Origin of the sequence: Oceanobacillus alkalisoli (assembly GCF_022213125.1) — a bacterium.
In the GTDB taxonomy this organism is placed as follows: domain Bacteria; phylum Bacillota; class Bacilli; order Bacillales; family Amphibacillaceae; genus Oceanobacillus; species Oceanobacillus alkalisoli.
Genome location: NZ_JAKNRA010000010.1, coordinates 46,658 through 72,298, shown reverse-complemented (window position 1 = coordinate 72,298; position 25,641 = coordinate 46,658). Strand labels below are relative to the sequence as shown.

Here is a 25,641-nt window from a genome sequence, read left to right as displayed (position 1 = left end):
TTAATAAATATATATTTCATTGCTCGTCATTATATAAATGGCAGGCAACAAAATGCTGATCATCAACCGGTCTGAATTCCGGCCTTACTTGCGAACAAATATCCATCGCAAATGGACACCTCGTATGGAATGCGCACCCGGTTGGCGGATTCGCTGGACTTGGTACATCCCCTTCCAAAATGACCCGTTCTTTTTTAATATCCGGATCCGGTTCTGGCACTGCAGATAATAATGCCTGCGTGTATGGATGTTTCGGTTCCGCATAAAGTGCATCTTTTTCCGCAAGCTCTACCATTCTCCCTAAATACATCACACCGACCCGGTCACTAATATGTTTTACAACGCTCAAATCATGCGCAATAAAAATATACGTCAGTTGAAACGCATCACGAAGCTCTTCCATTAAATTCAATATTTGTGATTGCACGGACACGTCAAGAGCGGACACTGGCTCATCGCAAATAATTAGTTTCGGATTATTTGCAAGTGCTCGAGCAATTCCAATGCGCTGCCGTTGTCCCCCACTGAATTGATGGGGGTATCTGGAAGCATGGTAGCTGCTTAAACCAACCACTTCCAGCAGCTCTTTTACACGTTTGTTCCGGTTTTCTTTGGACTTCATTCCATGGACAAGCAGCGGCTCACTGATAATCTTCTCCACTGTATGTCGTGGATTTAAAGATGCATAAGGGTCTTGGAATATAATTTGCATATCTCTTCTTAATTTCCGCATTTCTTCTGAACGGAGATTCGTTATATCTTTTCCTTCGAATTTCACTTCACCCTCTGTCGGCTCAATCAGACGAAAAATCGATTTCCCTGTCGTTGATTTCCCGCAACCTGACTCACCGACAATTCCTAAAATCTCTCCTTCCCTCACATGAAAGGTAACATCATCAACTGCTTTCACTTCTCCAATGGTTTTTCCAAAAATACCACCTTGAATTGGAAAATACTTCTTTAGTCCATTCACTTCAAGTATTGGTTGTGACATCTTTCAATCGCTCTCCTTCCTGTTCAGAATGTAAGAAGCAGCGACTTTCACGACCCTCTCCAATGTTGTAAAGCTTCGGGTTCTCTTTAAAACAGCGCTCAAAAGCAAATTCACAACGGGGAGCAAAACGACAGCCAACATGGTCCTTCCTCGGTCTTGCTACGGTCCCCGGGATGGAATAAAGCTTCTCTTCCCTTCCATGAAGTTTTGGCAAGGAACGAATGAGTCCCTGGGTGTATGGGTGTTTCGGAACTTTCAAAATTTCTCTCGTCGTCCCCTGCTCCACAACTTGCCCAGAATACATAACGACGACACGGTCACAAATATCCGCCACTACTCCTAAGTCGTGCGTGATAAGTAAAATGCTCGTCTCTTTTTCTTCATTGATTTTCTTCATGAGATCAAGAATCTGCGCTTGAATCGTTACGTCAAGAGCAGTCGTTGGCTCATCGGCAATAAGTAAACTGGGGTCACTTGACATGGCCATTGCGATCATTACCCGCTGCCGCATCCCTCCAGACAATTGATGCGGATATTCATTGACAATATTTTCCGCCCGGGGAATACCAACAATCTTCAGCATTTGTACTGCTTTTTCAGTAGCTGTCCGCTTACTTACTTTCTGGTGCAGCCGGATTGCCTCTCGCATCTGGTTGCCAATTGTAAATACAGGGTTAAGCGAAGTCATCGGCTCTTGAAAGATCATGGAGATTTCGTTTCCGCGAATTTTTTTCATCCGTTTTTCATTCGCCGCTGCCAGATTTTCACTCTTATACCTAATGGAACCGCTTACAATTTTACCAGGAGGTTGAGGGATAAGTTGTAAAATGGACAAGGAGGTAACACTCTTCCCACTGCCTGACTCCCCTACGACACCTACTACTTCACCTTTATGTACGGTAAAACTTACCTTATCCACTGCAGGTATCTCTCCACTGTCCGTGAAGAAATGGGTGCTTAATTCTGTCAGTTCTAAGATTGCTTCTTCCATTTTCTCCCTCCTTCACATTTTTATAGGGTTACTCTCCTCATTAATATACAGAAAATTGTTGAATATATCAAGATTAAATTTTGTTTTTACTGATAAATTTCTATATACATGAAAATGTAGACAATTCATCTGCATTTGTTGTTTCTATTAAGAAGATTATTTTTACAGTTTAGAAAAAATAGCTTATACTCTTAACAAAGGAGCGTGAAAAAGATTGATTGAAGTCTATACGGACGCTGCTTCAAAAGGTAATCCCGGTGAGAGTGGAATCGGGATTGTGATAAAGAACGGAAAGGATTATGAAGAATATTCTTATTCAATCGGTATATATTCAAACCATGAAGCAGAATTTCACGCGGTAATTAAGGCAATGGAATTATGTATGTCGCACCATCCAGAAGAAATACTTTCATTTCGAACCGATTCCAAAGTTGTCGTTGATACCGTGGAAAAGAATCATACAAAAAATAAGAACTTTCTTCCCCTGCTGGAAAAGATACAGGAATTAAGTAAGCAATTCCCGTTATTTTTCATTAAATGGATTCCTGAAAAACAAAATCAACGGGCAGATCGACTAGCAAGGGAAAGTATTCATAAATTAAAATAATGAGAATATAGGGTGAATAGAAATTGAACAAAAGTATTATTTTAATCGGTTTTATGGGAGTCGGGAAAACAACGCTTGGTAAAGAGCTTGCCCGCAAGATGCAATATCCATTTTTGGATATCGATGCGGAAATTGAATCGAAGTATGGGATGGAAGCTGTAGATATTTTTAAGATACACGGGGAAAAAGAATTCAGGAAGACGGAAAAAGAAATGATTGTAGATGCCTGTCAGTTGGAAGGTAAAGTCATTTCTATTGGTGGTGGAGCATTCATGCAAGAGGAAATTCGTAACGCTTGTATGGAGCATGCTGTCGTTATTTTTCTAGAGATGTCATGGGATTATTGGAAAGAGCGAATTAGTCTTTTACTTCCGACCCGACCAGTCCTTCAAGGTAAAAGCTTGGAAGAAATTAAAAAGCTCTTTGATGAACGCCAGGCCATCTATCAGAAACATCATATTCGCTTGCCAATTGATAACCTCGGTGTCAATAGTGCAGTAGACGCTATTTACGATGAGCTGAAATTAATAGGCGGATTACAATAAAAAAGACAAGGGAATGAATTTCATTCACTCCCTTGTCCTTCGACTCATCAGCGCGCCCAGGAGGATTCGAACCCCCGACAAACCTGGTACCGGAAACCAGCAAAGCACATTTCAAGGTATTTCAAAGCCTATTAAACTATCTATTCGAAGCTGTTTCTTCTATTAAATATGATAGATTGTTTGAACTGTGTTAGATGGTTCGTTAGAGAATAAGTTAGAATTGGATAACCAAAAAAGCAGGAGCCTTAATCTCCTGCTTAATCTATCCATGAACCTGTAATACTGTCTAAAGGTATTTCTACATCATCCATCCTTACATAATTAAGCAACGGATTCACACCAAGAAGTTTTCCTTTTACCTTGTGGTAATCGTGATTTTGGAAGTATTCAATTTCAATCGTTAAATCATCTTTAAGAGCCAGCTGAAGCTTTAAATTAATCTCTTCCATTAAATGCTCATCGATAAACGGCTTCTCTTTCCACTCTTGCTGCGCCCACATATCCTCCAGCATCCGTTGATGCTCCGGCAGCATGATTGACGTCCATTTCTTTGTACCTCTATCCTGCATTATATAGCCACCCCTCTTACGGAACCACATGAAAGGATATTATCAAACTTAAGTGTTCGTACCTTTTTGCGGTAATAACAGTAAACCAAGATATGACTATCATTCATTTTTAGGACACGCACATACCTTTCAGTGACTTCATTATTACTATCCATATAAAAGATAACGATTTTTTCTTTATGCTGCATTGATTTGATAAATAATCCTTTCATGCTATCCCTCCACAAGAACGATTGTTCGTTTATTTTATTATAAACGAATGTTTGTTCTGTTTCAAGTGGGAAAATATTCTTTTAAAAACTTCTGAATAAGCATTGACTTACACCTAATTAGGTGTTATACTATATTTAGAGGTTGAGGGAACGACATAAAAAACAAAAGGAGATGGATAAAATGAACGTTATGAAAAGAGCTTGGGAGATCGCAAGAGAAGGACAAAGCAAATTCGGTGGTAAAGTTAGTGAATACATTTCCGAATCACTTAAGCAAGCATGGTTTGAGTATCACATTTTCCAAGAGAGAGTTAATGACGCTAGACAGTTGCTTAATGAGTTTAGATCATTAGCACTTGAAGCTAAAAAATACAACCCCGAAACTCAAGTGATCGATGTTGAAGAGGTATTGGCGGTTGCTACGCCGGAAAACGCATATAAGCTCTATGTGCACTCGTCTAGAAAAGTTAATCAAGCTAAAAAGTACTTAAAACAACTGAAAGCGAAAGCTGCATAATGGCTAAAACAAAGGATTTAACAGGCAAGCGCTTTGGAAAATTAATGGTTATGCACCAATTAAAAGAAAAGATTGATAATCGGATTGCTTGGCATTGCTTGTGCGATTGCGGTAACGAGGTAGATGTTAAAAGTGTGTATCTTACCACGGGACAAACTAAATCTTGTGGGTGCCTTAAAAAGGATATGAACAATAAAAATCTGCGGGAGCAATACGACAGCAAACGCGTCGATGGCGTGGTCACCCCACTTTTCAAAGGAAAAACGCCACGCAAAGATAGCTCTACGGGTTTTAGAGGAGTAGAAAAATACTATACCCGTAAATCAAAAGAATTGCGATACAGAGCGTGGATAACGGTAAAGGGTGAACGTTACTATAAGTCTGGATTTGAAACGCCAGAAGACGCTTATTACAAAGGAAGACTGGAATTAGAAAGAAAACACTTGCCAGGAAGGAAGGATTGATAAAATGAAAGAAATAGATAAATATATGACACCAGCAGAGGCAGCGTACCGTTGGGGCATTAAAATTGAGAGGTTAAAGGAAAGGTTAAAACCCTCTCGCAATAATGAGGAAATTGAACAAATGGTGAAGGATGGCCAAATTAAATATTTTATAGAACCGGGAAAGAAAAATAGATCATGGATAATATCAACGGATGCCATGGAGAAATGGTACCCAAAAGAAAGTAAAAACGTTCCACTTTAACTGTTGAATTACACCTAATTAGGTGTTATAATATAATTAGAAGGTAAGGGAACAGCACGAAACACACCAAATAACGGGTAGCGACCAACGCTAAAGGAGAATAAAAAATGGGAAGAACAGTACAGTACGAAACAGAAAATTACGTGGTGGTAGAGGTTAACCAAATGTACATGACCATCAACAAGCACACGGAAGACGAAAGCGAACTATTTGAAACGGTAGAAGAAGCTATAGAATCATTACCAGAAAGAAATTAATATCTGAGGGGCATTGTCCCCTCTCTCAAACAAAAAAATAGACCGGAGTTTTCCAGGTTCCGGTCTTAGTGTGTTTCCTACATATATAACAGCATCGTAACTACATTATATCAAATTAATCAAACGTCCACCAGAATCCTTGACTATCTAACCAGCCACCGAATTTCTTCTGGAACTCTTCATTGAGACCACCTGTAACAATATATGGGTTATTGCCATTTGATGCATAAGCTTTCCAATAATTTACTTTGTTATCTCTGAGCCATTGCGCTGTCTTAGCGAGGTTTTCGGGATTAAGTCCGCCTGTACGTATTTTAGGATTTGCTTTAGGCTTGGATGCAGTTGGCTTGGACTTGGATGGTTTATCACTCTTAAAATTTTGCCCAAAGTATTTTTGAATCCCTTTAACGTCAGCAATTGCCATATCCTCGATATACTGTGCTTGCTTGCTACCAAAGATCAATTCAAAGTCTTTGTTGTTCGTCATAAAGCCATGCTCGATTAAAACAGCCGGCATATTGGTTTCTCTGGTAATGTGTAAATTTGTCCACGTCCCTAGCACTCCTGCATGTAGTCCGTTTCCGTGTGTAGAATAACCAGCCTTTTTAATCTCGTCACGTATGTGAGTGGCTAACCTTCTACCCTCGGAAGATGTCCCCCAATAAAACACGCAACGACCCTCCACGCTTGAAGCCCCCGCATTGGCGTGCAGTGATACAACGATATCGACTTTTTCACGGTTGTAGAGATTTGTCCTAGTGGTTAAAGGAACGTCTTTTTTATTGGGCTGCTGCCCCATAATTACCGTGTGCCCGTTTGCTTCCAATAATTCTTTTATACGCTTGCCTAGTTGAGCGTTAAAACTATGCTCTGCGTAGCCTTTACCGCCACGATAAACACCTTTATTAGGCGGGAACGTATTTACTCCATGACCTATATCTAAACCGATTTTAGCCATTAATAATTCCTCCTTAATATTTTATGCAAAAGAAAAGACACCTCGTAGTTGAGATGTCTTACTGATCTTCTTTTTTCGTACTAAATTCTTTTCTAATTTCTTCCGGTAATGTATCGCCACTATTATCGATTGTCTTTAGTTTTTTAGCTAGACTAGTTGGAACCAATACGCCTAAGTGAGCCATATTTTCCACAATGGATAATCCTTCATTAGCAATATAAAATAGGACCGTCGCATAAGTGACCGCCCCTTGTAAACCTAAAATTTGATCAACCACATTGGCCAAGATAATAACTACCAGTACAAGAACTTTTCTTGCATATCCAAACAGTGATTTACGGCTCCATAAGTTTTGGTTCTTCCATGCTTTAAAAATTCCTGTGACAATATCCAATGCCATTAGTAGTAACAGCAAATGCAGAAACTTAACGTCTCCAAACAAATAAAATCTTGCAGCTTCTAAATACTCCAAGTTAACACCTTCCATCATTTAAATTTTCATCTCCTTGTCCTATTTTGTAGGACTTCTCGTATTTCCCCAAAAGAAAGAGCACCCCACCCGGGATGCTCATCAACTATTACATATTTATTTCTCTGCTTGTACGGCGCACAAATCGCAAATCGGTTCTGCGCCATCTTCTTTTATCATAAAAACCTCAAACTCACTGAATTCAGTTCCGCATTTAAGGCACTTCATGATAAATCCCTCCTTTTATCTTAATATTCGACATCGGGAGGGATTATCCTTCTTTTTACCTAGATGATTTGTAAGGAGAAATCATCCTCTGTTAGTACGCTCACTTAGTGACCCGATTGTAAATCCATCTACCTCCTCAATTTTCCCCCTCCATAACATACTGTCTTGGGGGAAATTCCCATTAGGGGTATAGTATTTTGCATCATTCAAGTGAATGTAACCAACTTGAATTTCATCAAGATCCTTATTTTTATCTTGCCTAAACTCGTCCACATACTTATCAGCTGCTCCAGATAAACTTTTTCCTAATTCATTACCGAGAGCATTGAACTGTTCGGACAAAATCTCAAAGTAACGATAATTAGGTATTAGTGTTCCGCTCACGATTGTTCCTTTAATGCTTAACGTGATACCTATTTCGACACCCGCATTGGCTACATAAACCAGATTTTCTAAATACCAGTCTTGTTTCAAGTTAATTTCTTGTTCTTCATTACTCATAATATATCCCCTCCTATCTACCTATTCGACAAAAGGGGACAAAATCCTTCTTTCAAATTATTCTTCACTTTCTCTGATTTCTTTCGCTTTCTCAACTAACTCCACAACTTCATCAAACTCACCATCAATTAACTTGCTATTAGCTTCATTCATAACATCGTGGTATTCAGACCCTCCGTCTGGTTCAGTCTGTTGGATAAAGGTTATTAGATAGGCTGAGAACAGAGTGTCTTGGTCGCCTGTTGTCACTTCTTCAATCGTTCTATTCTCAATATTTTCGGCATCAGACATATCGAAGAAGACTTTATTGTCAATTTCAGCCCTGAAATCATTCACGTCATCATAATAATCCCAAGGGTCCATTCCATTCAGCTCTTCTTTTGTAGACATAGCCTCAACTTGTTCCTCTTCGGTCTCCTTATCTTCGATTTCTTGAAGTACTTCCTCTTCAACTTCCTCTCTCAGTTCTTCTTTTAATTGCTCTTCATCTACAATTACCTGTTCCTCTGAATCTTCGCCAGAACAAGCAGACAGTAGAGCAATTACCGAAATGAAAATGATTAATTTTTTAATGGTAATCATATCCTTCCTTTTTGGATAATCATACCATAAACTTTATTTTGGTTTAATATTTTTAATGTCAATACGGCTATATACATTATCTCCAATAGCAATAGCTTGTATCTCATGGTTATTCAGTTCTGTTGCCATTTCTTCTGCATTATAAGAATTTACTTCTACAGTATCGACATCACCGGAATGGGTGGATATTTCTAATTTTATCATTTCTTGTGTTTCTTGACTCGTGGTTTTCGCTGTACCTCCCGAACTAATCATCAAAACACCTCCCCCAATTGACTTTGTATAAATACGCGAAGAATCAAGTCAGCTTCAATTCGAGCCAATCCATCTGGCAGTATTTCCACTTCATGTCTGCCCCTTGTAATACGTCCATTACTGTCTTTTGACATGTAATCTACCAAATCAATACGATCGCCGCTTATAGATTCATGGGGAACTACATTCCCGTCCACTTTTATTAACACACTTGATGGGATTTCATTCAATTCGTATATACCATGACGTACCTCATGCGTATGATTTGGTAGTTCAATTTCATGTGTGTGCTCAGGAATCGTTACTTCGTGGCTGTGAGCTGGTATTGTCAGGTCATGGGTATGCGCTGGAATATTAACACTATGAGTATGATTAGGCGTGCTGAATTCGTGACTATGAGCCGGAATCGTTACAGAGTGTTGGTGGTTACCGCTCGAACCTTGAGTTCGATATGACCCAGACCCGGTATCTCCCGGCAGTCTAAGTCGAGAACCTTGATCATTAACCGCTCCCGCTATTGCCACCTGATCACCATTGGAAACACCCTCGTACCCAACTACACTAAACATAACGTGCGTATGGTCACCTCCAGCCGCGCTCGTTTGCGAACTCCCGCCACCACTGTTTGTGCTTCTACTTGTACCTCCACCACTAGATGATGTTTGTTGGGAACCACCTCCACTGGATGACGTTGCTGTTGTGCCACCGCCTTCTGTTGTACTTCTAGTCGTACCTCCCCCACCTTTCGTAGTCCCTACGATAGCCCCCCCACCTTCCGTGGCTTGTGAATAGGCTCGAAATGGTCTTGTTCGATAAGTTAATTCAACCGTATTAATATTCACCACATCATTATCAAGATAGAATGGAATCGTAGCCGCCATTTCCGCGTCCGCGTTGTCCTGATAGGTAAAATTCAGTATGTTTGTAGCGCCTTGGGAATACAACTCATTCACTTGTTGCCTGCGCTCCAAATCAGCATTTGTCGATGCTAAATCTTCCTGCACGTTATCAATTTCTAGCTGAGCATTTCCTGGATCACCTTTTATATCCGATTTGCTCTCTCTCATAATTCTTAAGTCAGTTGTCGGGAAGTCATCCAGCTGCATTCTTACAACTGCACCAGCTTTAAATTTGTCCACTGATAGACCTGTGATTTTTGATACTTCTGCAGCACCTATCTTCCAGGTTACTATTGGCTTTTTCCATTTATCGAGCAATGCTTGAGCGCTTGCCTTTAATGATTCAACGTCTGTAAAACGTTGGTCCACCCATACAACCTCTTTAATTTCCTCGCCCGGCTGAATGTCTTCCAGATAAGGAACACCGTTATTGATCGATTCAATTGTTAACTGATTGACACCTTCCCCGGCTCCCAATGGATAGATGCGGTTATACAAGGACATAGGGTTTTCTTCAATTTCCAGTGTTCTAAGATTATACCCCTCTTTAATACGGCATGTAGGCTCCATTTCCGGTCTTACTAGGTTTAATGTCCACGGATAACTTTGCGTGTCCCACGTCCATATATATTGCTCGTTAAACGGTAGAGGCACACTGAATAGTGCGGTTATCACATTTTCATTTTCCCAGGAATAATGGAAATAACGGGTGAAATCTACTTGTCCTAGGTTCCAATGCTTGTGATTCTGTTGATTCAACAGGTACTCCAGTACATAATCAGTCGTGTAATTCGTTAATTGATGGTATTTAAAAAGCGAGCTGTCCATTAATGTTGCCAGAACGTGCTCGCAGTGGAATTGTACGTAATTTGCTTCGCTGTTTTTTCTTGTTTGTTTAGGGATGATGCGGAACAGTCCGATATACTCGTCTTCATCTGTTATCTCCACATACTTTAAAAGCTCCACCTTTTCAACCTTTGGATCGTTTAAAGGTAAAGAAAAAGAAGCCTGCCAGATGGCGTTGACTTCTTTTTCGTAGCCGATATTATATGCATTTTCTAGGATTGCTGTTGTTTGGCGGTTCAGGTTTAATGTTTTTATTATGGTGATCACCTCATTTGATGATGTATTTTTCTCCAAATTCAATAAGATAATCATTTCTTTTATTGTTACACATATTAAGAAGTGAATAACCATCTTCCATTACATGATTTAACAATGCTTTGATAGTGGATTCAAATTCCTTTGCATGCTTCGTAGGCTCACTTAATTTTTTAAATTGGTCAATGAGTACCTCAGTAAAGTCTACAGTTTCATTGTATATGGATTCATCAATATAAATCGCGTGAAAGACTGCATCAACACTATAGTCAAGTAATGTTTCAGATGTAAATGTTCTAGCTCTCTTAACACTTTCCAGGGAAGGGTTGGCTTCAAATTCAAATAGTACATTACTCGCCTCATTACAAAGATTATTGGTTAATTTCATTAACTGATTTAAATTATTTAAACGGTTTACTCTTTTCTTTTTAGTTTCAGATATTTTAAAAATACCAATCGTTATTCCACTACCAATTAAAACCCCTAAAATTGGTAGAACTAATTCAGTTATAAACTGCACGTTATCCCCTCCTACCTACAATATACGACATAGGAGGTCAAAAGTCCTTTTATTTATTAAACTGATTAATCAAAGCAGCTAAGAAAATACCAATATAATCTGTGCTGGAACGAATGGCATTGTAAGAAGGTGTGAAGCTTCCCTCTTCTGTCGGTAAATTGAAAAATGTCTCAATAACAGTTGATGGTATGCCCAGACTTGACCCATAACGCTGGGCCATTCCTCCAGCACCTGCAACTGTCATGTGACCAAAGTGACCAACGTTGTTTGGAAAACCATAACGTTCTATAGTTGCTCTGGTCATTTTTTCTAGTGTGTACTTCCCAGCAGCCATGATATTATTATCAATCCCATATCCTGAGTTCATTAACACCCAAAACATTTGGGAATAATCACTATAATTCCTTGTGTTCCCATTGGTGTGGTGATCTAAATAAGCTAAAGCGTCTAAATGTCTTTGTAATGTGTTCATAACATATTGTGTCTCAACTTCTGAGGCTGGGCTTGGCCCACCATAGGTGGATTCGCCAACCGTTGAAGACACCCAACCATCTGGGAAATTGCGGTTAATGTCTACACTATTCCCATTTACCCGGTTAGTTGTATTGTACCCATATGGGTTTACAATAGGGTTGAATATAATATCCACATTCCATCTGAAATACTCAAGCACTGGGTCATTTTGCCAGTTCTCACATATGTCTTTTATAAAGTAATATAGTGCGATTGGGGAAGTTCTTTCATAACCATGTACCCCAGCTGTGATTATTATTTTAGGTCTTGGTTTTAATGTACCTGGTGGTTCAATTTCGTCAGCCCCAGCGTGATATTCAAAAATATCATACTGTCCTGTCCCATCTTTACCTTGTAAGTTTCTACTTAAAAAGTCTGGGTGATCGCTTATTAATTGTGCAAAGTTAGTGTGATATTCATCTGAATTAATAATAGCTGGGTATTTCCCATCTGTTGACTGATAGTCCGTTGACAATACCGTTGGGGCAAAGGTGAACTTTGATTCTTTTAGATCTCCAATCTTTTCATCAATTGCTTCTTCGACCTTTGCTTCAATCGGATTTTTTCCATTGATAGTATAGTCACAAGTTGTCCATATATAAGTTATAGTGTTTCGATTATTATCCAACCACTCAATTGCCCAAATAAGAATTTCATTTTCGGTAGTTTGAGTAGTATGCAGACCTCTTCTGACAATAAAATTACCATTTGCGATATTATAGTAAACGTGTTGGCGCAAAGAAGCTGAGCCACTTAAGAATTGTATAGTGGTATCTTCGGAAACAGTATATCTGCCATCACGGTAATAAATTGCCGCCCCGCTCGGTATGAATAATGTCTTATTATTATTATCTATATCTGCTCGAGGGCTGTTTGGGCGTAACCCTATCTGACCTAACCCACCTACTGACGACAATTTAAGGATCTCATCCTCATCTGGATTTCTACCGTCAATTGTAAAGGGGAAATTTGCCACTACATATTTTAATTTCCCATCCCAAGTTTTTAATAAAGACATTACAAACAGTTCATCTTCGGTAATTGACAATAGTTCATCCGAAGCAACAACTCTAATCGTGTTGGTTTCGGTATTATAATATAAATTAGGGATTGTGTTTCCATCATTCCAAACATCCGAATAATCTACTATATAATCACCTGACACAAAATTACGCCGTTTATTCCAATAAAAAAATGTGCCGCTATAAAATGTAACTGTATTATTGTTTTTATCAACATTTGGATGCGATACTGCGGTATTAACTACGACATTCAAGGTATTACCTAAAACTGTTCGTTTGTCAGATGTAGCCGCTTTATCATCTAATCCATCACCACTTGCGATGAACCGTATACGATCACCTAAAGAATCTTCATCTTCTCGAGCATCAGCGATTTCTTCAGCAGACACTCCTTCAACTGGAGTAGTAATTATTCTACTCATTCTGCTATCCAAATAACTCAAATTATCATTAATTTCCTGTGATTCAATCTTTCCGCTAACCGGTTTAATCGCCATATCACATCACTCCTCTGGTTCGTTCCTTAGTTTTGATATGGTCATTTAGTTCCTTAGCTACTTGTCCAACATCTACTCGATTTAATTCAATTGTTTTGTGCATTCTGTTTTCTACTTTTACTATTTCTTTTACAGCTATTTCTGTCGTCTTTCTCATAATGATTACATTGATTATCGTTGAAAGAACGACTGAAATAGCTATTATTAATAATGCTTTGATTAACATTTCCTCACCTCACATAAACTTGTGTAACCATCCATAGTTGACTGTTGCAGAAGGATTTTCTCCTTCAAATAAAAAACCAACCGCACCGGGTTGGATATGGAAAAAATTATAGTTGCTGCCATCTAAAATTTCTTGGCCATCCTTAATAACAACAAATCGTTTACCGTCAATGACTAATCTTCCATTATTAATAGACGGCAAAGTCAATGTTTGATTCGTGTTTAAATTCGTCACAGACGGATCGGTTACAGTGCCTGCAATTTCAATCATGAAATCGGCCACTAGCGATGAGTAATTATTAATACCACTGTAGTGCCGTTCGTATTGCCACTGAAAGGACTGAGGATTATCGTAATAATCTCCGTCTTGAACATGACCATAATAAATATCTCTGTCCGGATCGTATTGATTTGCACTAGCATATTTCATTGGATCACTTGCCACCAGAGGTAAACCAAAGTTTTTAAAATGATAAATAGCTGTGTTTGGTGTTACTACACTTGATAGTTCAACCGTGTAATGCTTATCTGGCTCATAATCAAAAGACATCTTAATTGGTCTTGGCTTTCCGAATGCATCAAACAAAAAAGTAATAAATGCACTCTGCAAATATTGCATGCTTACTTGATCCTCTCCCGATAGTTTTAATGGAATATTAAAGTGTCGCTCACCGATTTCAGAACCAAAATTCCAAGAACCAGCCATACCTGGAATTGGCATTGTTTTACGTCTAATTTCTGGGGTAGCCTGATGTTCATGGTCCAAGTAAGCTTTAAATCCGAATTCCTCTAATCTATAGTTGTCATCCATTGTTATCATGGCAATTTCACCGTCCCGTACTTTCTTGCACCACGTGTCATATAATCGTTTAATTCTTTCGCTAATTTAGGAATATCATCATCATTTCTAACATGGAAATTAGCACCCTCAAACATTCCTTGCATGTTAGTGGTGTTGTATTTGTTTTCAGTGGTCGATCTGTTCATAACATTCGAAGTGCTGCCACCGCTATAAGCCATGCTTGGCATTCCTAGCGCCATTTCAGGCGTACCCATTCGCATAACTCTGCTCGATAACCTATTTAACTCCCGGAAAACTGAATTAGCATTATCCTTAATGCCCACAGCGAGACCTTCAGGCACCCATCGACCTACATCATCTCTCATAACAAGTGATGGAGAATTTATCTTCAATGCTTTCTGCATCGTATAAGCAACCCTATTAGCAATACTCCTAGCCGTAGCCATCACCCGGCCACTACCAGCGTTTAATCCAATCCTTAAACCAGACATTGCATGTAGACCAATAGAGCGATACTGCGAATGCATTGTGGTTCTCAATCTGCTGGTTTGTCGTTGATAATCGCTATTAATCGTATTAAACTGCCGTAACGAATCAGTTCTTACTCTGTTAAACATCATCCTAACAGCAATTAACACGCGCGCTGTACCTCTTTGGACACCGTTAGCCAATCCATCTGTTAGGTCGCCACCAATCCCCTCATAAACCTTGGATGGACTTCGTGTTTCAAAGGCATCTTTTGTTGCTTGCGTCGTCTTTTCAGCCATTTCCTTGCCTGCGTTTTCCGCATCAGGTGTACCAGATTCAATTCCTTCCACAAGTCCTTCGGGAACCATACTCCCGATTTCATCAAATCCGGCAATTTTAATCTGCTCTCTCATAGAAGTTGATCCTTCATCAATGAAATCAACCATTACATCAACAGCATCGTCGAACTCATCGCCTAAGGATGTTTTAAAACTATCTCCAGCTACTGAAGCACCGCTGTCCATCAACTCAGCAAACTCAGCTAATTTTGTATCGGACATTCCGTTAATTACCTCTATCTCTGCTGCTGAATCAGGACCTAATTGTTCTAACCAGTGTAAGAAACCTTCGTGACCGTTTTTAGATGCATATTCGTACAATTCAGCAATGTTTTCTCCCCATTCTTCTGTCATTTGCTGATTGTGCTTGAGGTTAGCAATCATTTCATCGGAAGACACCTTTGATTCATCGTTCATTTTTTCAAATGCATTCGTTGCATTTTCTACTAATTCGTCATAACTAGCTTTCATGTTGTCAAAGACTTCTTTTTGTACGTCCGATAAATCCTCATACGAAGTGACTTGCCTTAGGTTACCTTCTTCAATGGCTGTGGCTGCGTTCTCGGCTGCTGTGGTTACTTGCTCCTCCGTTAATCCGTATTGTTCCCCGAGTTCCACTAATGTCGCTTTCAATAGATTCTCTTGCTCGTCTAAGTCAGCTACGGCTTCTTTATGCTCTTTTGATTTAACTGTGCCATCTTCGAGTTTTTGATTCCATTCTTCACGCAGGGCATTCACTTCATTCATTTGTAGCTGCGTATCAATTTGCTCTGCCTGAATCTCTGCTAATCTTTCCTGTGCAGCAATTCCACTTTCCTCCGCCTTCATCAAGTCAACTCTAGCCTGCAACTCTTCATTCGACACGTTCATTGCGTTTGCCTGTTCATCATAAGCTAGACCCAAACCTTGTACGGAACCATTCAAGGAATCAATGTAGGTTTGTAATAAGGCTTTATCAGCTGCTGATTTCTCTTCCACCTCAGATAGTTCTTTAATTTTCCTGATAAGATCATCATTGGCGGCAGATGTTGACGTGATGTCACTAACATTATCTTCATAAGCCTTCGAAGAATTATTTACACTATCCGCAAGTTCGTCTGTTGTACTAGCCAAATCCTCCGTTTCAGCGTTTAGCCTTTCCGCTTCTGCAGTAGTTTGATTTAACCACTTTACGACTGCAACAGCTCCGGTTACCAACGCACCAATACCAGCAGTCACCCATCCAACGGGTCCTGTCAGTGCAGTTAATGCTGTTCTTAATGCAGTAGTTGCAGCAGTTTTGGCTATCATTGCAGCAGTAGATAGTTTCATTCTTCCAGTCAAGACTCCGACTGCTATGGTCTGCAAGCCGATTGCCCCAGTTTGCGCAGCAGTCGCAGCTGTGTCAGCAGCTTTTGCTGTCGTTGATGCCGCTTGTGCCGTCAATTGAGCCCTAGTCGCCAGAGTTAAAGCTTTTTGTGAAGTTTCTGCAATGGCAAGGATTTTATTAGATGATTCAATAGCAGCGCCCGCTTTTGTAATAACTTGATAAGCTGCATAGGCTGTCATTAAACCAATGATTGCAGGTGTCAATGCTTTTACAACTGGAATTGTTGCTTTCACTCCATCAGCAAAAAACACCACAACTGGGGTTGCGCTATCGATGGTGCTGACAATAACAGAAAAAGCGGCATTAACAACATTCTTCATGCCGTCTATGTTTTCGGCAATTGAATTTCCAGTAACTTCTTTTGATAATCGGTCAAAAGATTCAACCACATTCGCTAAGTTTCTGGATACAGCCGTTTTAAGGTTCTGCATGGAAGTCCCTACACCCAGACTGTTTTCTTTTGCAAGCTTGGCCATAATTCCCGTTCCGGTTCCAACTTCAATAAGTCTATCGTTAAACTCATCCATGGTGATTGCTCCGTCTTTCAGTGCAGCGTACAGTTCTGTTTTTGCCGTTCGGCCGGTGTACCCAAATGATTCAGCTATCTTGATTAAACCAACATCCATTGTCTCTTGGAGTGTAGTCCAGGTATCCATTTCCATTTTTCCGGTTTGTAGATATTTGATGTACTGCTCCGTACCTCGTTGTGCATCTGCTGCGCTAGACCCGGACCCTAGTAAAGCGTTGTTTAGTGCGATGGCAGAATCTGTTGCCTTGTCCATATCGTCGAATGTGGAGTACATACGTTGTGCATTAGATGCAATTTCATCTAGCTTGGTGGGTAGACCGTCGATACCATCAGATAAGTTGCTCATGGCTCGTTCGGAGTCCTCAGCTGATACACCTAATTCTTGTAATACTTTCGGAAATGTATTCAAGGTATCAAAACGAGAAATAGCCGCATCCATCGAATCTTTTAATACTTTAAAGGCTGCTGAAGCAATCGCTACTAACCCAAGTGCTCCGGCAAGTTTTTTAATGTTGCCACTCGCTTTACCGGATTCGTTACCGACTCCTTTAACAGCATCTTCCGTATCTTTTACGCCATCCCCAGTGGCCCTTCCGGTGCTCTCCAAATCTTTCAGGCTATCAGCTGCTATATTAATCTGCTTACCATCAACTTCGATTGCAATTTTAATAGAACCATCTGCCAATCTACTCCACCTCCTTCAGCGCATGAATTCTTTTCAGTTTTTCCATTTCTTTTTTTGTTTCCGGAGTATCGTGTTTTGATGGCTCCCATGCTCTAATCTGCATAATTTGTCTAAAAACTGTATTGTTAGGAAGCCCGTGAAGCAAAGCCTTGAATTCACTCCACTGCATTTTTCCTTGTTCTTGAAAAAGATTAATTCCATATGCTTGCCGGAATGAAGCATAAATATATTCGGCATCTTGTTCGATGTCGGAATACTCTTCTTCGTCCTCGTCTTCTTCCGTCGGCATTGGATTCCCTTTCAAGTCATATTGAATAGGTTTCTTTTCTTCAAATTCAATAAAGGTTTCAAAAATAAAATTCCAAAGTTCTATAATTGTTTCCGTCTCTAATGTTTCATCAACCAACAAATATTCAAGGCACTTTTTAGCCTTTTCAAATGGGTGCAAATAAGGTATTTTGATTACATCGAAAACATCAAGCACGTTGTCAAATGCAAGATTGATTTCGTATTCTGTTCCTTCATATTCAAAAGAGGTGATCAGAGGGTCGTTTAAACGCATCTAATCACCTACTTTTTCTTTGCTCTTTTTTTATCAATCTCACTTAGTTCAGATTCGGCTCTCTTCATCCGTTTGTTTTCTCTTTCTAGAACTGTGTCCATTATTGCTTTTCCAATTGGAACAACGATATTTTCAAGTTCTATTACATCCGGGTACTTTTCATAAATCTTGTTAAAGCTTCCCTCACCAAAAGCCTCTTCATAAAATGCGGAAATACTTTCTTTTTTCAACTCAACAATCTTATTCGCTGTCGCTGAGTCCATGGATTCCTCATCAATATTGTTGTATTTCTTCATTTTTTCAGCTATCTTCAAGTCATTTTCTTGTAATTTCTTTTCAGCATCCAAAAAGTTAGCTAGCTTTTCCATAGAATCATCAAACCACAGTTCGATTTCTCCTACTTTCACGGGAAATCCAGTTTTCTTTATGTCAATTTGAATTCCAGACATCTTTCATCCTCCTAAAAACAGATAAAGAGAGGCACAAAGCCCCTCTTATTTTTTATCGCTGGTTGTGACAGCTTTATTATCTTCATCCGCAGAAAGCACTTTGCTTACACCTACAGTCTGAGCACTACCACCGCCACCGCTATCCAAATCGATTTCTTTAGGTTTCTCTTTAAAACGGATGGTGCAAGAGAATGTTTCATAAGCACTCGCTTCACCTGCACCTGCAATGATATTCAATACCGTTGCAGGTCCCACCCATTCTTTTTTACCGTCCGAACGAACAACTCTATGCCACACTATACGTTTGTCGCCCACTTCATCCTGCAAGCTTTCAATCAATGCTTGCGCAGGGTCTTCTGGGTCAAAGTGACCTTCAGGAGAATAAGCCCTTGCCACTCCTGTTACGGTTTCCTCTAGCGTCCCATCACCATCATAGAAAGCTTCCTCTTCTGTAGTTTCGTTTGGCTCCATTGCAATGTTGGAGATGTAGTGAGCCAATTCTAACCATTCCTCACCCGGTTCATCCTGTCCTGGTGTATATTCTTGGATAAAATGCCCACGTAATGCGTTTTTATTTCTAGCCATTGATTTTTTCCTCCTTGAAAACTGTAATATTTGCCTGTATATCTAATAAAAAAGTAAAAAAGCCTTGGTCATCAGCTTGGTTGATGAAAGGCTTGTTTGTGATTACTATATTTTGAAATTCAAAGCTACCGTCTTGACTTTCCAATTCTTCCAATTGCTCTAATTCATTCTGAACAACCCATAACGTTTGATTAATCTTGCCTTGAATTGTTGAACGCATGGCAAATTCAAAGTTTAGTTGTTGATCACTCGTTCCATCCATGAAAGCCTGCGTTATTCGGGAGCCTGGTAGTGGATAGAATACAAATGATTCACCAGCTCCAAGATAACCGGGTTCAACCCTGATAGGTAGACTCGGAATCTGGTTAACTCTTTCTGCTAGTCTTTCAATAAAGTCCACTTACCAACCAGCCCCTTTCAAAAATGCATTAATCCAATCGCTCATGAACATTCCTTTGGCTTTATTATCCCAACGTGGTCCAGTGCCTGGTGTGGTGTAGTTATACATGTAATACTTAAACATTCGGTTTGCGTATGGCGTGTTGTAATTGATTCCAGTTCCATCAATGTCGATGGTTGCCGTTTGCCTTAAGATACCCTCATCCATGGGAACAAATTGATTCATATCAGCAAGCGCCTGATTCGCAACTGCATACCTTCCACGGTCTACATTCTGATTTTCCATCTTTTTATATACACCAGATAAATTGACATTCACCTCGACCATTAGACCACTTCCAATTCGTAGGAATAGAGGGTTTTCTCATATGCTTCATAGATTGGAATTACCTTTGTAATCGTGTGGTCTTGGTCATCAAAGCGCACTATGGATTGTGTTATAAATTTCGGTAATGGCGTAGTAATGCCTTCGTAACAGAAAATAACGGCATTATAGAGCAACACCTTCCCAGCTGATGACTGACTGTATTCAGCTCCACGATCAATACGGCAGTGTTCAATCGTTACAGATTCTTTGTACTCCGGTCCGTTCCAACCATCGCTAATAAACTCCCGATATTCAAATGAATCAATACAAAAGTCTGCAGGCGGTTTAGGCATTACCATACGGCAACACCTGCAAATAACAACCCTGTACCAGATAGATAAATATAAACATCTTCGGCAACCAATGACTTGCTTTCATTTTCGCCCGTTGTATTGTATCTACTTGGATTCGTTACGCTTGTACGTCCCGCACTAAACGACTGTGGCGCTTGATTGATACCTTCGAATGTAGTTGCTCCTAACTCGTTGAAATACTCTATTTGAGCGCATAGAGCCTGTTTAAATTTGTCCACTCGCCAAGTATTATCTTTATCCATATCGCATTTAGCGTAAAAGTGATTCGTCACGTTATCTAAAATGGCAGATGCTTTCGGAAGCAACTTACCAAAAGTCGTTTCGTCAACATCTGCCTTGTTAAATTCTTTGAATTCGTCGAATGTGAGATAAGGCATAATCTCTCCTCCTCAAAAAAAAGAGGAAAGCTTAATCGCCTTCCCCTTGTTCTTCTTTATTGTCTACACGTTCATATCCAAAATTTTCATACCCTTTAAATTTGTCGCTTTGTTTTCTGATGTTTTTAACCACTTCATCAGCACGTTTGACTGTCATTTCAACAGGTTCATTTGCTTTTATGTCTTGTTTCAATTCTTTGTCGCGATAATCTTTATTAAACTTAAATGTCGCCATTTATATCATCCCTTTCTTATGCTTCTGGAGTAGTTTCGCCGCCCGCGATATCGATTTTAACCATGCCGTCCAAACGCTCTGGGAAGATTAACACACCAGATGCTAGAACAGTTTGTACAGATAGAGTCTCTAATTGCTGTCCGTGAGCTATAGCAATGTAACCAAACTCATCGGTAAACATGTTAAATTCTTGAAATGCATCAGAACCAGCTGAAATATAAGCCACTTGTAAGTTGTCAGCAGCCGTTGCATAAACTTCACCTTGTGGGATTGTATTGTTTAAGAATACAACCGTTCCTGTTAAATCAGTGTAGTAACGCAGCCCAAACTGTGTTTCAAGTGTAATTTTTTTATTAGCAATTTCGTTTGCGACATCCATTGGATTAACAAATGCCACTGTCGTGATCGTGTCATCTTCGAACAAGACTTCCAACGCACCCCATGCAGATGCTAACGCACCTTGCAATGTACCTGCATTCAAGTTCGGTTGTTCTGTTCCGTGTGTCTTGATTGTGTCAAACAAGTAATCACGAATGCCTTTCTGTACCTCTTTGATAAGTGCATTATCTGTCATGTTGATCGCTTCATCACGACCATATCGTTGGATAGCTTCGGCGGTGGTAACTTTACGATACTTTTTAAGCGTGATTTCTTTCGTTTCGGCAGGTTGTGGCGTGACTTTAGAGAGTGGGATTAATTCACCTTCTCCAACATCACCGTCAGCCAAATCAACAACAGGCGCTTTGTACATCGTCAACGTAAATCCTTCTTGTACCGGAATTTGACGTGTAATACCTAACGCTTCAATAAATTTACTGAAGTTCTCCCCGAATCGGTAAGCATAATCAATTGATTTTGCATCCAACTCGCTAAAATTAGATTGCATTTGTGTATTTGGTTCTGGGTAATTATCTGCTCTCGCAAATGTTTGCAAGTTCATTTTTAATAACTGTTTTTGTTTTTCCATTTAAATTGTCCTCTCTTTATTGGAATAATTGACTGTTTTCTTGAATCATTTTTTGACGCTTAATAGCATCTGGCTCTTTCATGATCTGTTCTTTCGTTATCGCACCACTACCGCCACCGTTTGGATTGCCGCCAGCAACAATTGTTGGTGAATTTGGTTTTTGTTCTTGCTTAAATAAATAAGCATCGGATTCTTGCAATGTTTTCAGCTGGTCATCTAACCCCAGTAACGTTTCACCATCTAATTTAATAGAATCGGTATCAAGCAAGGCTTTTACTGCTTTAGTGTTTAAAGCATTTGCATCTCTCAATGCTAGTTCAATAGCAAATTCCTTTTGTTGCTTGGCAGTTTGCTCCCGGTGTTCTTTGTCCTTATCTTTATTCGCTTGCTGCAAGTCCGTTATTTTTTGTTGTAACTTCTCCGGATCAACGCCCTTCAAGTCGTTTAATTGCTTATCACGGTCTTTAACTTGCTGTTTCAGACTCTTGTTTTCATTATTCACCGTGTCGAACTTTTCTTTTGGGAACCAATTCCCATCAGAAACAACAGCAATCTTTTTATCACCTGCTTTTTCAATGACTTGGTTGTATAGTTCTTCTCCGAGTAATTCTTTCAAATCCATCTATAATCGCTCCTTATTAATGTTTTTTAGCATGTAACACCTCATGCGGTAAGGTTTCGCTTAGTTTTACCCCAAGCCTTTAAAATGGGCATAATAAAGCACCTAACGCTTGACTGCTAGGTGCACTTAAATAAATTCAATTCCAGTTTCATGTATAACCACTTCTATATTCGATACATCGATTTCTTGAGCGTCTGGTTTTAAAAACACCTTATCCCATTTTCCGTTACGATGTTTTACCGCTGAACCCCAAGAATACTCATAAACTTCATAAGGCAATAAGTCGATAATATTTCCCATTACACACCACCTTTACGTTTTACAAACGGCTACCGCACCTGGTAGCTAGGAGATATAGTGATCACCTCCAATTATTGTCTGTCATAGAAACCGCATTTCTCCTTTTCCTCAAATGCATCTTTGAATACTGCCTCGACATCTACATCATCTATTTCAATAAAATCCGGATGACATTCTATAGTGAGTAGTGGTCTTTCCGGCGCTTGCATGTCTAAGTTGATGCCGAGTACACCTCTTTCTAATTTCCAATCATTGAGATAAATATCATATGTGCTTGAGCTAGTAGATTCGTATTCCTTGTTTTTACTAATTTTTAAAATCAATTTATCGCTCAACAAAATCACGCTCCTTCTTTATAAGAAAAGTCTTTCAACAATGTATCTAATGGCGTATAAACCTTCTCACGACGGTAATTCCGGCTCAAATACTCCCCATTGTTCTTCAAATGGATACGCATTGCCTTTTGCCTTCGAGTAACCATGGATTGCCAGTAAGAAGTCTTATCGCTGCCTAATTCAGTAGCAACCATAAGGTTTTTCTTGTATTTCACAATCTCCCTTTCAATCCGGCGCTGAGTATCACGTGCTTTTGCTACTTTTGCATTCAGCTCTTGGTCAAATTGAGGTTGGTTATTCGTGTTTACTCCCGGAATAAAAGGCACATGCAAGTGACGGCAGTTTACACCTCTGTGCCCACCCGCCGTTCCATATTCAGCACCCCACATTGGATCATAAATACTTTTATACTCGCTATCCGTCGGAATCTCATTAGGGAAACGTAAATCAACAACATTCCCTTGAATAACAGAGCATTGCTTCCTTGCTCCTGCATGAGAAGTAACAACCACTGTATGAACGCCATAATCAGCCATACGGTCTTTTCTAAGAGAATCATAGGTATTTGATAGGGTAGACTTCAAAACGGTTCTAGTATAGCGTTCTAGGCTCCACGTGTGGCCGCCTTTATCAACAAAAGTAGAATTAATACCCTTTTGCGCTAATTCCATTACAGAACGCTCAACTGCATCCTCAAATGAATATAATCCAGTATTAAACATTGCAGTAGTTCGGTTCAATACATCTGTGTATGCTCTTGCTGCTGTTCCAGTTCCATAATTTGTAGTAATTAACGTCTGATTGACGTAGTTATCAATTTCACTCCAAACCTGCTCATGATAAGCACGCATGACGTTATCTAAGTTGTTTGGCATTGGTTTAGTAGGATAAGGCATAGATTGGTCAATATCCTCCACAATGGCTGTTCCAGCATCTTCGAACATGCGCTTTATTTCAGTTTCAGCAACGCTTGTTACTTCTGCAAGGTATTTAGCCACTTCATTGTTGAATAAGCGCAATTCGGATAGTTTCTGAGCTTGCCATTGGGTAATGTCACTTGAACCACGCTTTAAGCGTTTGATGATGATGCGAATAATTTCTCCTTCAAGGGAGTTATAGAGTTCGGACATATTGCCGGACCATAAGTCGAGTTGGATAGGAGTGATTCTCGGATTTTTAGTTTCCACTTAATCACTCCTCCATTCCCAGCTCGCGCCTTTCCCGTCGACTAGTAATCTCTACCGGATCCATATCCGACTGGTCCATAATGATTTGCTCATACCATTCCTCAGCCATTTCTTTCGGAACCTTGAATATGCGTTCGATAGCTTCTGTTGTAGGAATGAAACCGAATTGCTTAGCCTGTCCATAGAATCGCAGCAAAGCCGTCCTATCCTGAAACACACCATCATCAAAGTCAACACCGATATGCTCAAATGTTGGTATTTCACCATCAAATAACTGTTTGTTATTCCATGTAGTGGCTTTTGCTAGTTCAAGAACAGAAACAATCAAGCCTTTAATAAACTGCTCAACCTCATAAACATGATCGTTACGAGTCCGGTAAGTTAAATCATTTTCACTAACAACCTCAGTTGCTGTTTTCATAGAACGGCCATCGAATGAGAAAGTACCCACAGAAAGCTTTAATTCCATTTCTAACGTTCGTAATGATTGATTAATAGCAGCGATATACTGGTCTGTACGAATGTCGCTAGTCACATCTTTAACCGGATCTTTGCCCTCATTCATTCTCATGGACTTATAAACGTTAACGTCTGGGTCAAAAATCTGTTTAGGAGGTCGGCCACTTTCGTCTGGCAGAGTGTTAAGCACAGCATCATCCACAAACACCGTTCGCTGCCCCATTCTGATTTCCCACCAGAACTGATCGTATGTGTCATTTATCTTTTTAAGAGTAGATACAGAGTTATCGCAAATACCCAGCCCTAGTGGACTGTGTGGATTGATATTATTGAATCCAGACGGCTTGAGATAATTAAATAACGGACGTGATAAACCGGGAATATATGAGACTTCTTGCAGCCCCTCGTATATTTCTTCTAAAGCAACACGCTTACCAACTTCATTCGGACTTTCCGACTTATAAAGTTCATTTGTAATAACGTATAAATTATTGCCATCCTGCCCTTTTTCCCACTCATGAAATTCTAGCAATGTGTAATAAATGGTGCGATTACCATCATGTTTAGTGGTCACCGACTTCATGACACCTTCCGATATGCCATTACTATTATTTCTTAACGGATAAAAAGCGTTGGCAATAGCCCAAGAAAATTCAATTTCGCCAGTTTCCATATCTACATACGGCCTTACTGTCAATCCGCCAAGAGCAAGTGCAGGCTCCAGGTAATCAGCTAGATTCTTCTTGAATTTGTTATGTTCAAATACATGCTCGATAAACTCATGTGCCGACTTAAAGGAGTTATCCTTCTTTTTCTTTTCATCCGCATCAGAAACATTGATTTCACATTGTTCATTAAAAATAAGACCAGCTAATACATCAGCACTCAATTTCCGTAAATTCAGTGACATATAATCTCGTTTCTGCAAGTCTCCATGCGAATTGTAATACTCCACTTTCGGATAATCGCCCTCATACTGCCTTAAGTTGCGCTCTATTCTTGCTAATTCTTTTGGGTCGATATTGATTTTAGGATGATCGTTAATTGATTTTAAATCCTTGCCAGACAATGCATAACCTCCTCTCTTAAATAGATTTTTAATGCGTTGGATGACTTTCACGG

35 protein-coding genes are annotated in these 25,641 nt (G+C 39.6%); 6 read left to right on the top strand and 29 right to left on the bottom strand.

The window, feature by feature from the left end; genetic code table 11:
* Window positions 1-16 precede the first annotated feature (16 nt).
* Window positions 17-994, bottom strand: coding sequence for an ABC transporter ATP-binding protein (locus L3V42_RS12895; protein WP_238472173.1), 978 nt, complete (start codon window positions 992-994; stop codon window positions 17-19).
* Window positions 975-1,985 (bottom strand): ABC transporter ATP-binding protein, encoded by a 1,011-nt coding sequence (locus L3V42_RS12890; protein ID WP_235761373.1) that lies wholly within the window; start codon window positions 1,983-1,985, stop codon window positions 975-977. The genes L3V42_RS12895 and L3V42_RS12890 overlap by 20 nt, the downstream gene beginning before the upstream one ends.
* A 214-nt stretch (window positions 1,986-2,199) precedes the next feature.
* On the opposite strand from L3V42_RS12890, the gene L3V42_RS12885 reads away from it, so the two are divergent.
* Both L3V42_RS12885 and L3V42_RS12880 read left to right on the top strand, forming a co-directional pair.
* Entirely contained in the window at window positions 2,200-2,592 is a 393-nt protein-coding gene (locus tag L3V42_RS12885; RefSeq protein WP_235761372.1) for a ribonuclease HI family protein, read from the top strand.
* 23 nt (window positions 2,593-2,615) lie between these two features.
* Window positions 2,616-3,137: a shikimate kinase gene (locus tag L3V42_RS12880; protein ID WP_238472172.1), complete on the top strand. Its 522-nt coding sequence runs from the start codon at window positions 2,616-2,618 to the stop codon at window positions 3,135-3,137.
* A gap of 257 nt (window positions 3,138-3,394) precedes the next feature.
* Here L3V42_RS12880 and L3V42_RS12875 read toward each other — a convergent pair whose 3' ends face one another.
* A complete protein-coding gene (locus L3V42_RS12875; RefSeq protein ID WP_238472171.1) occupies window positions 3,395-3,706 on the bottom strand; it encodes a YolD-like family protein in 312 nt (103 codons plus the stop codon).
* Window positions 3,706-3,918 (bottom strand): hypothetical protein, encoded by a 213-nt coding sequence (locus tag L3V42_RS12870; RefSeq protein WP_238472170.1) that lies wholly within the window; start codon window positions 3,916-3,918, stop codon window positions 3,706-3,708. Before L3V42_RS12870 ends, L3V42_RS12875 begins: the two co-directional genes overlap by 1 nt.
* Window positions 3,919-4,099: 181 nt before the next feature.
* Between L3V42_RS12870 and L3V42_RS12865 the strand changes: the two genes are divergently transcribed.
* The 4 genes from L3V42_RS12865 to L3V42_RS12850 all read left to right on the top strand — a co-directional run bounded on the left by L3V42_RS12865 (window position 4,100) and on the right by L3V42_RS12850 (window position 5,400).
* On the top strand, window positions 4,100-4,435 hold the full coding sequence (locus L3V42_RS12865) for a hypothetical protein (protein ID WP_238472169.1): 336 nt from the start codon (window positions 4,100-4,102) through the stop codon (window positions 4,433-4,435).
* Window positions 4,435-4,899 (top strand): hypothetical protein, encoded by a 465-nt coding sequence (locus L3V42_RS12860; protein ID WP_238472168.1) that lies wholly within the window; start codon window positions 4,435-4,437, stop codon window positions 4,897-4,899. Before L3V42_RS12865 ends, L3V42_RS12860 begins: the two co-directional genes overlap by 1 nt.
* Window positions 4,900-4,903: 4 nt before the next feature.
* Complete coding sequence (locus L3V42_RS12855; protein WP_238472167.1) at window positions 4,904-5,143, top strand: helix-turn-helix domain-containing protein; 240 nt, start codon at window positions 4,904-4,906, stop codon at window positions 5,141-5,143.
* A 107-nt stretch (window positions 5,144-5,250) separates the two neighbouring features.
* Window positions 5,251-5,400 carry a hypothetical protein gene (locus L3V42_RS12850; protein WP_235761363.1) on the top strand — a complete coding sequence of 50 codons (150 nt, stop codon included), beginning with the start codon at window positions 5,251-5,253 and terminating at the stop codon, window positions 5,398-5,400.
* Window positions 5,401-5,515: 115 nt separating this feature from the next.
* Here the strand turns inward: L3V42_RS12850 and L3V42_RS12845 are convergent, their stop codons facing one another.
* The 25 genes from L3V42_RS12845 to L3V42_RS12725 all read right to left on the bottom strand — a co-directional run bounded on the left by L3V42_RS12845 (window position 5,516) and on the right by L3V42_RS12725 (window position 25,639).
* Window positions 5,516-6,358 (bottom strand): N-acetylmuramoyl-L-alanine amidase family protein, encoded by an 843-nt coding sequence (locus tag L3V42_RS12845; protein WP_238472166.1) that lies wholly within the window; start codon window positions 6,356-6,358, stop codon window positions 5,516-5,518.
* A gap of 58 nt (window positions 6,359-6,416) precedes the next feature.
* Window positions 6,417-6,845 carry a phage holin family protein gene (locus tag L3V42_RS12840; protein WP_238472183.1) on the bottom strand — a complete coding sequence of 143 codons (429 nt, stop codon included), beginning with the start codon at window positions 6,843-6,845 and terminating at the stop codon, window positions 6,417-6,419.
* Between the two features lie 291 nt (window positions 6,846-7,136).
* Complete coding sequence (gvpU, locus tag L3V42_RS12835) at window positions 7,137-7,556, bottom strand: gas vesicle accessory protein GvpU (protein WP_238472165.1); 420 nt, start codon at window positions 7,554-7,556, stop codon at window positions 7,137-7,139.
* A 57-nt stretch (window positions 7,557-7,613) separates the two neighbouring features.
* Entirely contained in the window at window positions 7,614-8,138 is a 525-nt protein-coding gene (locus L3V42_RS12830) for a hypothetical protein (protein WP_238472164.1), read from the bottom strand.
* Window positions 8,139-8,171: 33 nt separating this feature from the next.
* On the bottom strand, window positions 8,172-8,393 hold the full coding sequence (locus tag L3V42_RS12825; RefSeq protein ID WP_238472163.1) for a hypothetical protein: 222 nt from the start codon (window positions 8,391-8,393) through the stop codon (window positions 8,172-8,174).
* Window positions 8,393-10,438: a phage tail spike protein gene (locus L3V42_RS12820; RefSeq protein WP_238472162.1), complete on the bottom strand. Its 2,046-nt coding sequence runs from the start codon at window positions 10,436-10,438 to the stop codon at window positions 8,393-8,395. The genes L3V42_RS12825 and L3V42_RS12820 overlap by 1 nt, the downstream gene beginning before the upstream one ends.
* On the bottom strand, window positions 10,407-10,913 hold the full coding sequence (locus tag L3V42_RS12815; protein WP_238472161.1) for a hypothetical protein: 507 nt from the start codon (window positions 10,911-10,913) through the stop codon (window positions 10,407-10,409). The genes L3V42_RS12820 and L3V42_RS12815 overlap by 32 nt, the downstream gene beginning before the upstream one ends.
* A 49-nt stretch (window positions 10,914-10,962) precedes the next feature.
* Complete coding sequence (locus L3V42_RS12810; RefSeq protein WP_238472160.1) at window positions 10,963-12,945, bottom strand: M14 family zinc carboxypeptidase; 1,983 nt, start codon at window positions 12,943-12,945, stop codon at window positions 10,963-10,965.
* A gap of 1 nt (window position 12,946) precedes the next feature.
* Window positions 12,947-13,171 carry a hypothetical protein gene (locus L3V42_RS12805; RefSeq protein WP_238472159.1) on the bottom strand — a complete coding sequence of 75 codons (225 nt, stop codon included), beginning with the start codon at window positions 13,169-13,171 and terminating at the stop codon, window positions 12,947-12,949.
* A gap of 9 nt (window positions 13,172-13,180) precedes the next feature.
* Complete coding sequence (locus tag L3V42_RS12800; protein WP_238472158.1) at window positions 13,181-13,990, bottom strand: phage tail domain-containing protein; 810 nt, start codon at window positions 13,988-13,990, stop codon at window positions 13,181-13,183.
* On the bottom strand, window positions 13,987-17,361 hold the full coding sequence (locus L3V42_RS12795) for a tape measure protein (protein WP_238472157.1): 3,375 nt from the start codon (window positions 17,359-17,361) through the stop codon (window positions 13,987-13,989). Before L3V42_RS12795 ends, L3V42_RS12800 begins: the two co-directional genes overlap by 4 nt.
* Before the next feature lies 1 nt (window position 17,362).
* The gene (locus tag L3V42_RS12790; RefSeq protein WP_235761351.1) at window positions 17,363-17,923 is read right to left on the bottom strand and encodes a Gp15 family bacteriophage protein; all 561 of its coding nucleotides are present in this window, start codon (window positions 17,921-17,923) and stop codon (window positions 17,363-17,365) included.
* An 8-nt stretch (window positions 17,924-17,931) separates the two neighbouring features.
* On the bottom strand, window positions 17,932-18,372 hold the full coding sequence (locus L3V42_RS12785) for a hypothetical protein (protein WP_238472156.1): 441 nt from the start codon (window positions 18,370-18,372) through the stop codon (window positions 17,932-17,934).
* Window positions 18,373-18,417: 45 nt separating this feature from the next.
* A complete protein-coding gene (locus tag L3V42_RS12780) occupies window positions 18,418-18,957 on the bottom strand; it encodes a phage tail tube protein (RefSeq protein ID WP_235761349.1) in 540 nt (179 codons plus the stop codon).
* Window positions 18,950-19,357, bottom strand: a complete 408-nt coding sequence (locus tag L3V42_RS12775; RefSeq protein WP_238472155.1) for a phage tail terminator protein — start codon at window positions 19,355-19,357, stop codon at window positions 18,950-18,952. The genes L3V42_RS12780 and L3V42_RS12775 overlap by 8 nt, the downstream gene beginning before the upstream one ends.
* Window positions 19,358-19,684 carry a minor capsid protein gene (locus L3V42_RS12770; RefSeq protein WP_238472154.1) on the bottom strand — a complete coding sequence of 109 codons (327 nt, stop codon included), beginning with the start codon at window positions 19,682-19,684 and terminating at the stop codon, window positions 19,358-19,360.
* Window positions 19,684-20,022: a putative minor capsid protein gene (locus L3V42_RS12765; protein ID WP_238472153.1), complete on the bottom strand. Its 339-nt coding sequence runs from the start codon at window positions 20,020-20,022 to the stop codon at window positions 19,684-19,686. Before L3V42_RS12765 ends, L3V42_RS12770 begins: the two co-directional genes overlap by 1 nt.
* A complete protein-coding gene (locus tag L3V42_RS12760) occupies window positions 20,016-20,414 on the bottom strand; it encodes a head-tail connector protein (protein ID WP_238472152.1) in 399 nt (132 codons plus the stop codon). Before L3V42_RS12760 ends, L3V42_RS12765 begins: the two co-directional genes overlap by 7 nt.
* 31 nt (window positions 20,415-20,445) lie before the next feature.
* Entirely contained in the window at window positions 20,446-20,649 is a 204-nt protein-coding gene (locus L3V42_RS12755; protein ID WP_238472151.1) for a hypothetical protein, read from the bottom strand.
* 16 nt (window positions 20,650-20,665) lie between these two features.
* Window positions 20,666-21,589 carry a hypothetical protein gene (locus L3V42_RS12750; protein ID WP_238472150.1) on the bottom strand — a complete coding sequence of 308 codons (924 nt, stop codon included), beginning with the start codon at window positions 21,587-21,589 and terminating at the stop codon, window positions 20,666-20,668.
* 43 nt (window positions 21,590-21,632) lie between these two features.
* Entirely contained in the window at window positions 21,633-22,238 is a 606-nt protein-coding gene (locus L3V42_RS12745; RefSeq protein WP_238472149.1) for a phage scaffolding protein, read from the bottom strand.
* A 126-nt stretch (window positions 22,239-22,364) separates the two neighbouring features.
* Complete coding sequence (locus tag L3V42_RS12740) at window positions 22,365-22,538, bottom strand: hypothetical protein (protein ID WP_238472148.1); 174 nt, start codon at window positions 22,536-22,538, stop codon at window positions 22,365-22,367.
* A gap of 71 nt (window positions 22,539-22,609) precedes the next feature.
* Window positions 22,610-22,873, bottom strand: coding sequence for a hypothetical protein (locus L3V42_RS12735; RefSeq protein WP_238472147.1), 264 nt, complete (start codon window positions 22,871-22,873; stop codon window positions 22,610-22,612).
* Between the two features lie 5 nt (window positions 22,874-22,878).
* Window positions 22,879-24,060 carry a phage minor capsid protein gene (locus L3V42_RS12730; RefSeq protein ID WP_238472146.1) on the bottom strand — a complete coding sequence of 394 codons (1,182 nt, stop codon included), beginning with the start codon at window positions 24,058-24,060 and terminating at the stop codon, window positions 22,879-22,881.
* A 4-nt stretch (window positions 24,061-24,064) separates the two neighbouring features.
* A complete protein-coding gene (locus L3V42_RS12725; RefSeq protein WP_238472145.1) occupies window positions 24,065-25,639 on the bottom strand; it encodes a phage portal protein in 1,575 nt (524 codons plus the stop codon).
* Between the last annotated feature and the right edge of the window lie 2 nt (window positions 25,640-25,641).

What these genes read in the sequence shown, in the direction of transcription:
- L3V42_RS12895 (WP_238472173.1), bottom strand. Translation starts at nt 994, where the DNA reads ATGTCACAACCAATACTTGAAGTGAATGGACTAAAGAAGTATTTTCCA.
- L3V42_RS12890 (WP_235761373.1), bottom strand. Translation starts at nt 1,985, where the DNA reads ATGGAAGAAGCAATCTTAGAACTGACAGAATTAAGCACCCATTTCTTC.
- L3V42_RS12875 (WP_238472171.1), bottom strand. Translation starts at nt 3,706, where the DNA reads ATGCAGGATAGAGGTACAAAGAAATGGACGTCAATCATGCTGCCGGAG.
- L3V42_RS12870 (WP_238472170.1), bottom strand. Translation starts at nt 3,918, where the DNA reads ATGAAAGGATTATTTATCAAATCAATGCAGCATAAAGAAAAAATCGTT.
- L3V42_RS12865 (WP_238472169.1), top strand. Translation starts at nt 4,100, where the DNA reads ATGAACGTTATGAAAAGAGCTTGGGAGATCGCAAGAGAAGGACAAAGC.
- L3V42_RS12860 (WP_238472168.1), top strand. Translation starts at nt 4,435, where the DNA reads ATGGCTAAAACAAAGGATTTAACAGGCAAGCGCTTTGGAAAATTAATG.
- L3V42_RS12855 (WP_238472167.1), top strand. Translation starts at nt 4,904, where the DNA reads ATGAAAGAAATAGATAAATATATGACACCAGCAGAGGCAGCGTACCGT.
- L3V42_RS12850 (WP_235761363.1), top strand. Translation starts at nt 5,251, where the DNA reads ATGGGAAGAACAGTACAGTACGAAACAGAAAATTACGTGGTGGTAGAG.
- L3V42_RS12845 (WP_238472166.1), bottom strand. Translation starts at nt 6,358, where the DNA reads ATGGCTAAAATCGGTTTAGATATAGGTCATGGAGTAAATACGTTCCCG.
- L3V42_RS12840 (WP_238472183.1), bottom strand. Translation starts at nt 6,845, where the DNA reads ATGGAAGGTGTTAACTTGGAGTATTTAGAAGCTGCAAGATTTTATTTG.
- gvpU (WP_238472165.1), bottom strand. Translation starts at nt 7,556, where the DNA reads ATGAGTAATGAAGAACAAGAAATTAACTTGAAACAAGACTGGTATTTA.
- L3V42_RS12830 (WP_238472164.1), bottom strand. Translation starts at nt 8,138, where the DNA reads ATGATTACCATTAAAAAATTAATCATTTTCATTTCGGTAATTGCTCTA.
- L3V42_RS12825 (WP_238472163.1), bottom strand. Translation starts at nt 8,393, where the DNA reads ATGATTAGTTCGGGAGGTACAGCGAAAACCACGAGTCAAGAAACACAA.
- L3V42_RS12810 (WP_238472160.1), bottom strand. Translation starts at nt 12,945, where the DNA reads ATGGCGATTAAACCGGTTAGCGGAAAGATTGAATCACAGGAAATTAAT.
- L3V42_RS12805 (WP_238472159.1), bottom strand. Translation starts at nt 13,171, where the DNA reads ATGTTAATCAAAGCATTATTAATAATAGCTATTTCAGTCGTTCTTTCA.
- L3V42_RS12800 (WP_238472158.1), bottom strand. Translation starts at nt 13,990, where the DNA reads ATGATAACAATGGATGACAACTATAGATTAGAGGAATTCGGATTTAAA.
- L3V42_RS12790 (WP_235761351.1), bottom strand. Translation starts at nt 17,923, where the DNA reads ATGCGTTTAAACGACCCTCTGATCACCTCTTTTGAATATGAAGGAACA.
- L3V42_RS12785 (WP_238472156.1), bottom strand. Translation starts at nt 18,372, where the DNA reads ATGTCTGGAATTCAAATTGACATAAAGAAAACTGGATTTCCCGTGAAA.
- L3V42_RS12780 (WP_235761349.1), bottom strand. Translation starts at nt 18,957, where the DNA reads ATGGCTAGAAATAAAAACGCATTACGTGGGCATTTTATCCAAGAATAT.
- L3V42_RS12770 (WP_238472154.1), bottom strand. Translation starts at nt 19,684, where the DNA reads ATGGTCGAGGTGAATGTCAATTTATCTGGTGTATATAAAAAGATGGAA.
- L3V42_RS12765 (WP_238472153.1), bottom strand. Translation starts at nt 20,022, where the DNA reads ATGGTAATGCCTAAACCGCCTGCAGACTTTTGTATTGATTCATTTGAA.
- L3V42_RS12760 (WP_238472152.1), bottom strand. Translation starts at nt 20,414, where the DNA reads ATGCCTTATCTCACATTCGACGAATTCAAAGAATTTAACAAGGCAGAT.
- L3V42_RS12755 (WP_238472151.1), bottom strand. Translation starts at nt 20,649, where the DNA reads ATGGCGACATTTAAGTTTAATAAAGATTATCGCGACAAAGAATTGAAA.
- L3V42_RS12750 (WP_238472150.1), bottom strand. Translation starts at nt 21,589, where the DNA reads ATGAACTTGCAAACATTTGCGAGAGCAGATAATTACCCAGAACCAAAT.
- L3V42_RS12745 (WP_238472149.1), bottom strand. Translation starts at nt 22,238, where the DNA reads ATGGATTTGAAAGAATTACTCGGAGAAGAACTATACAACCAAGTCATT.
- L3V42_RS12740 (WP_238472148.1), bottom strand. Translation starts at nt 22,538, where the DNA reads ATGGGAAATATTATCGACTTATTGCCTTATGAAGTTTATGAGTATTCT.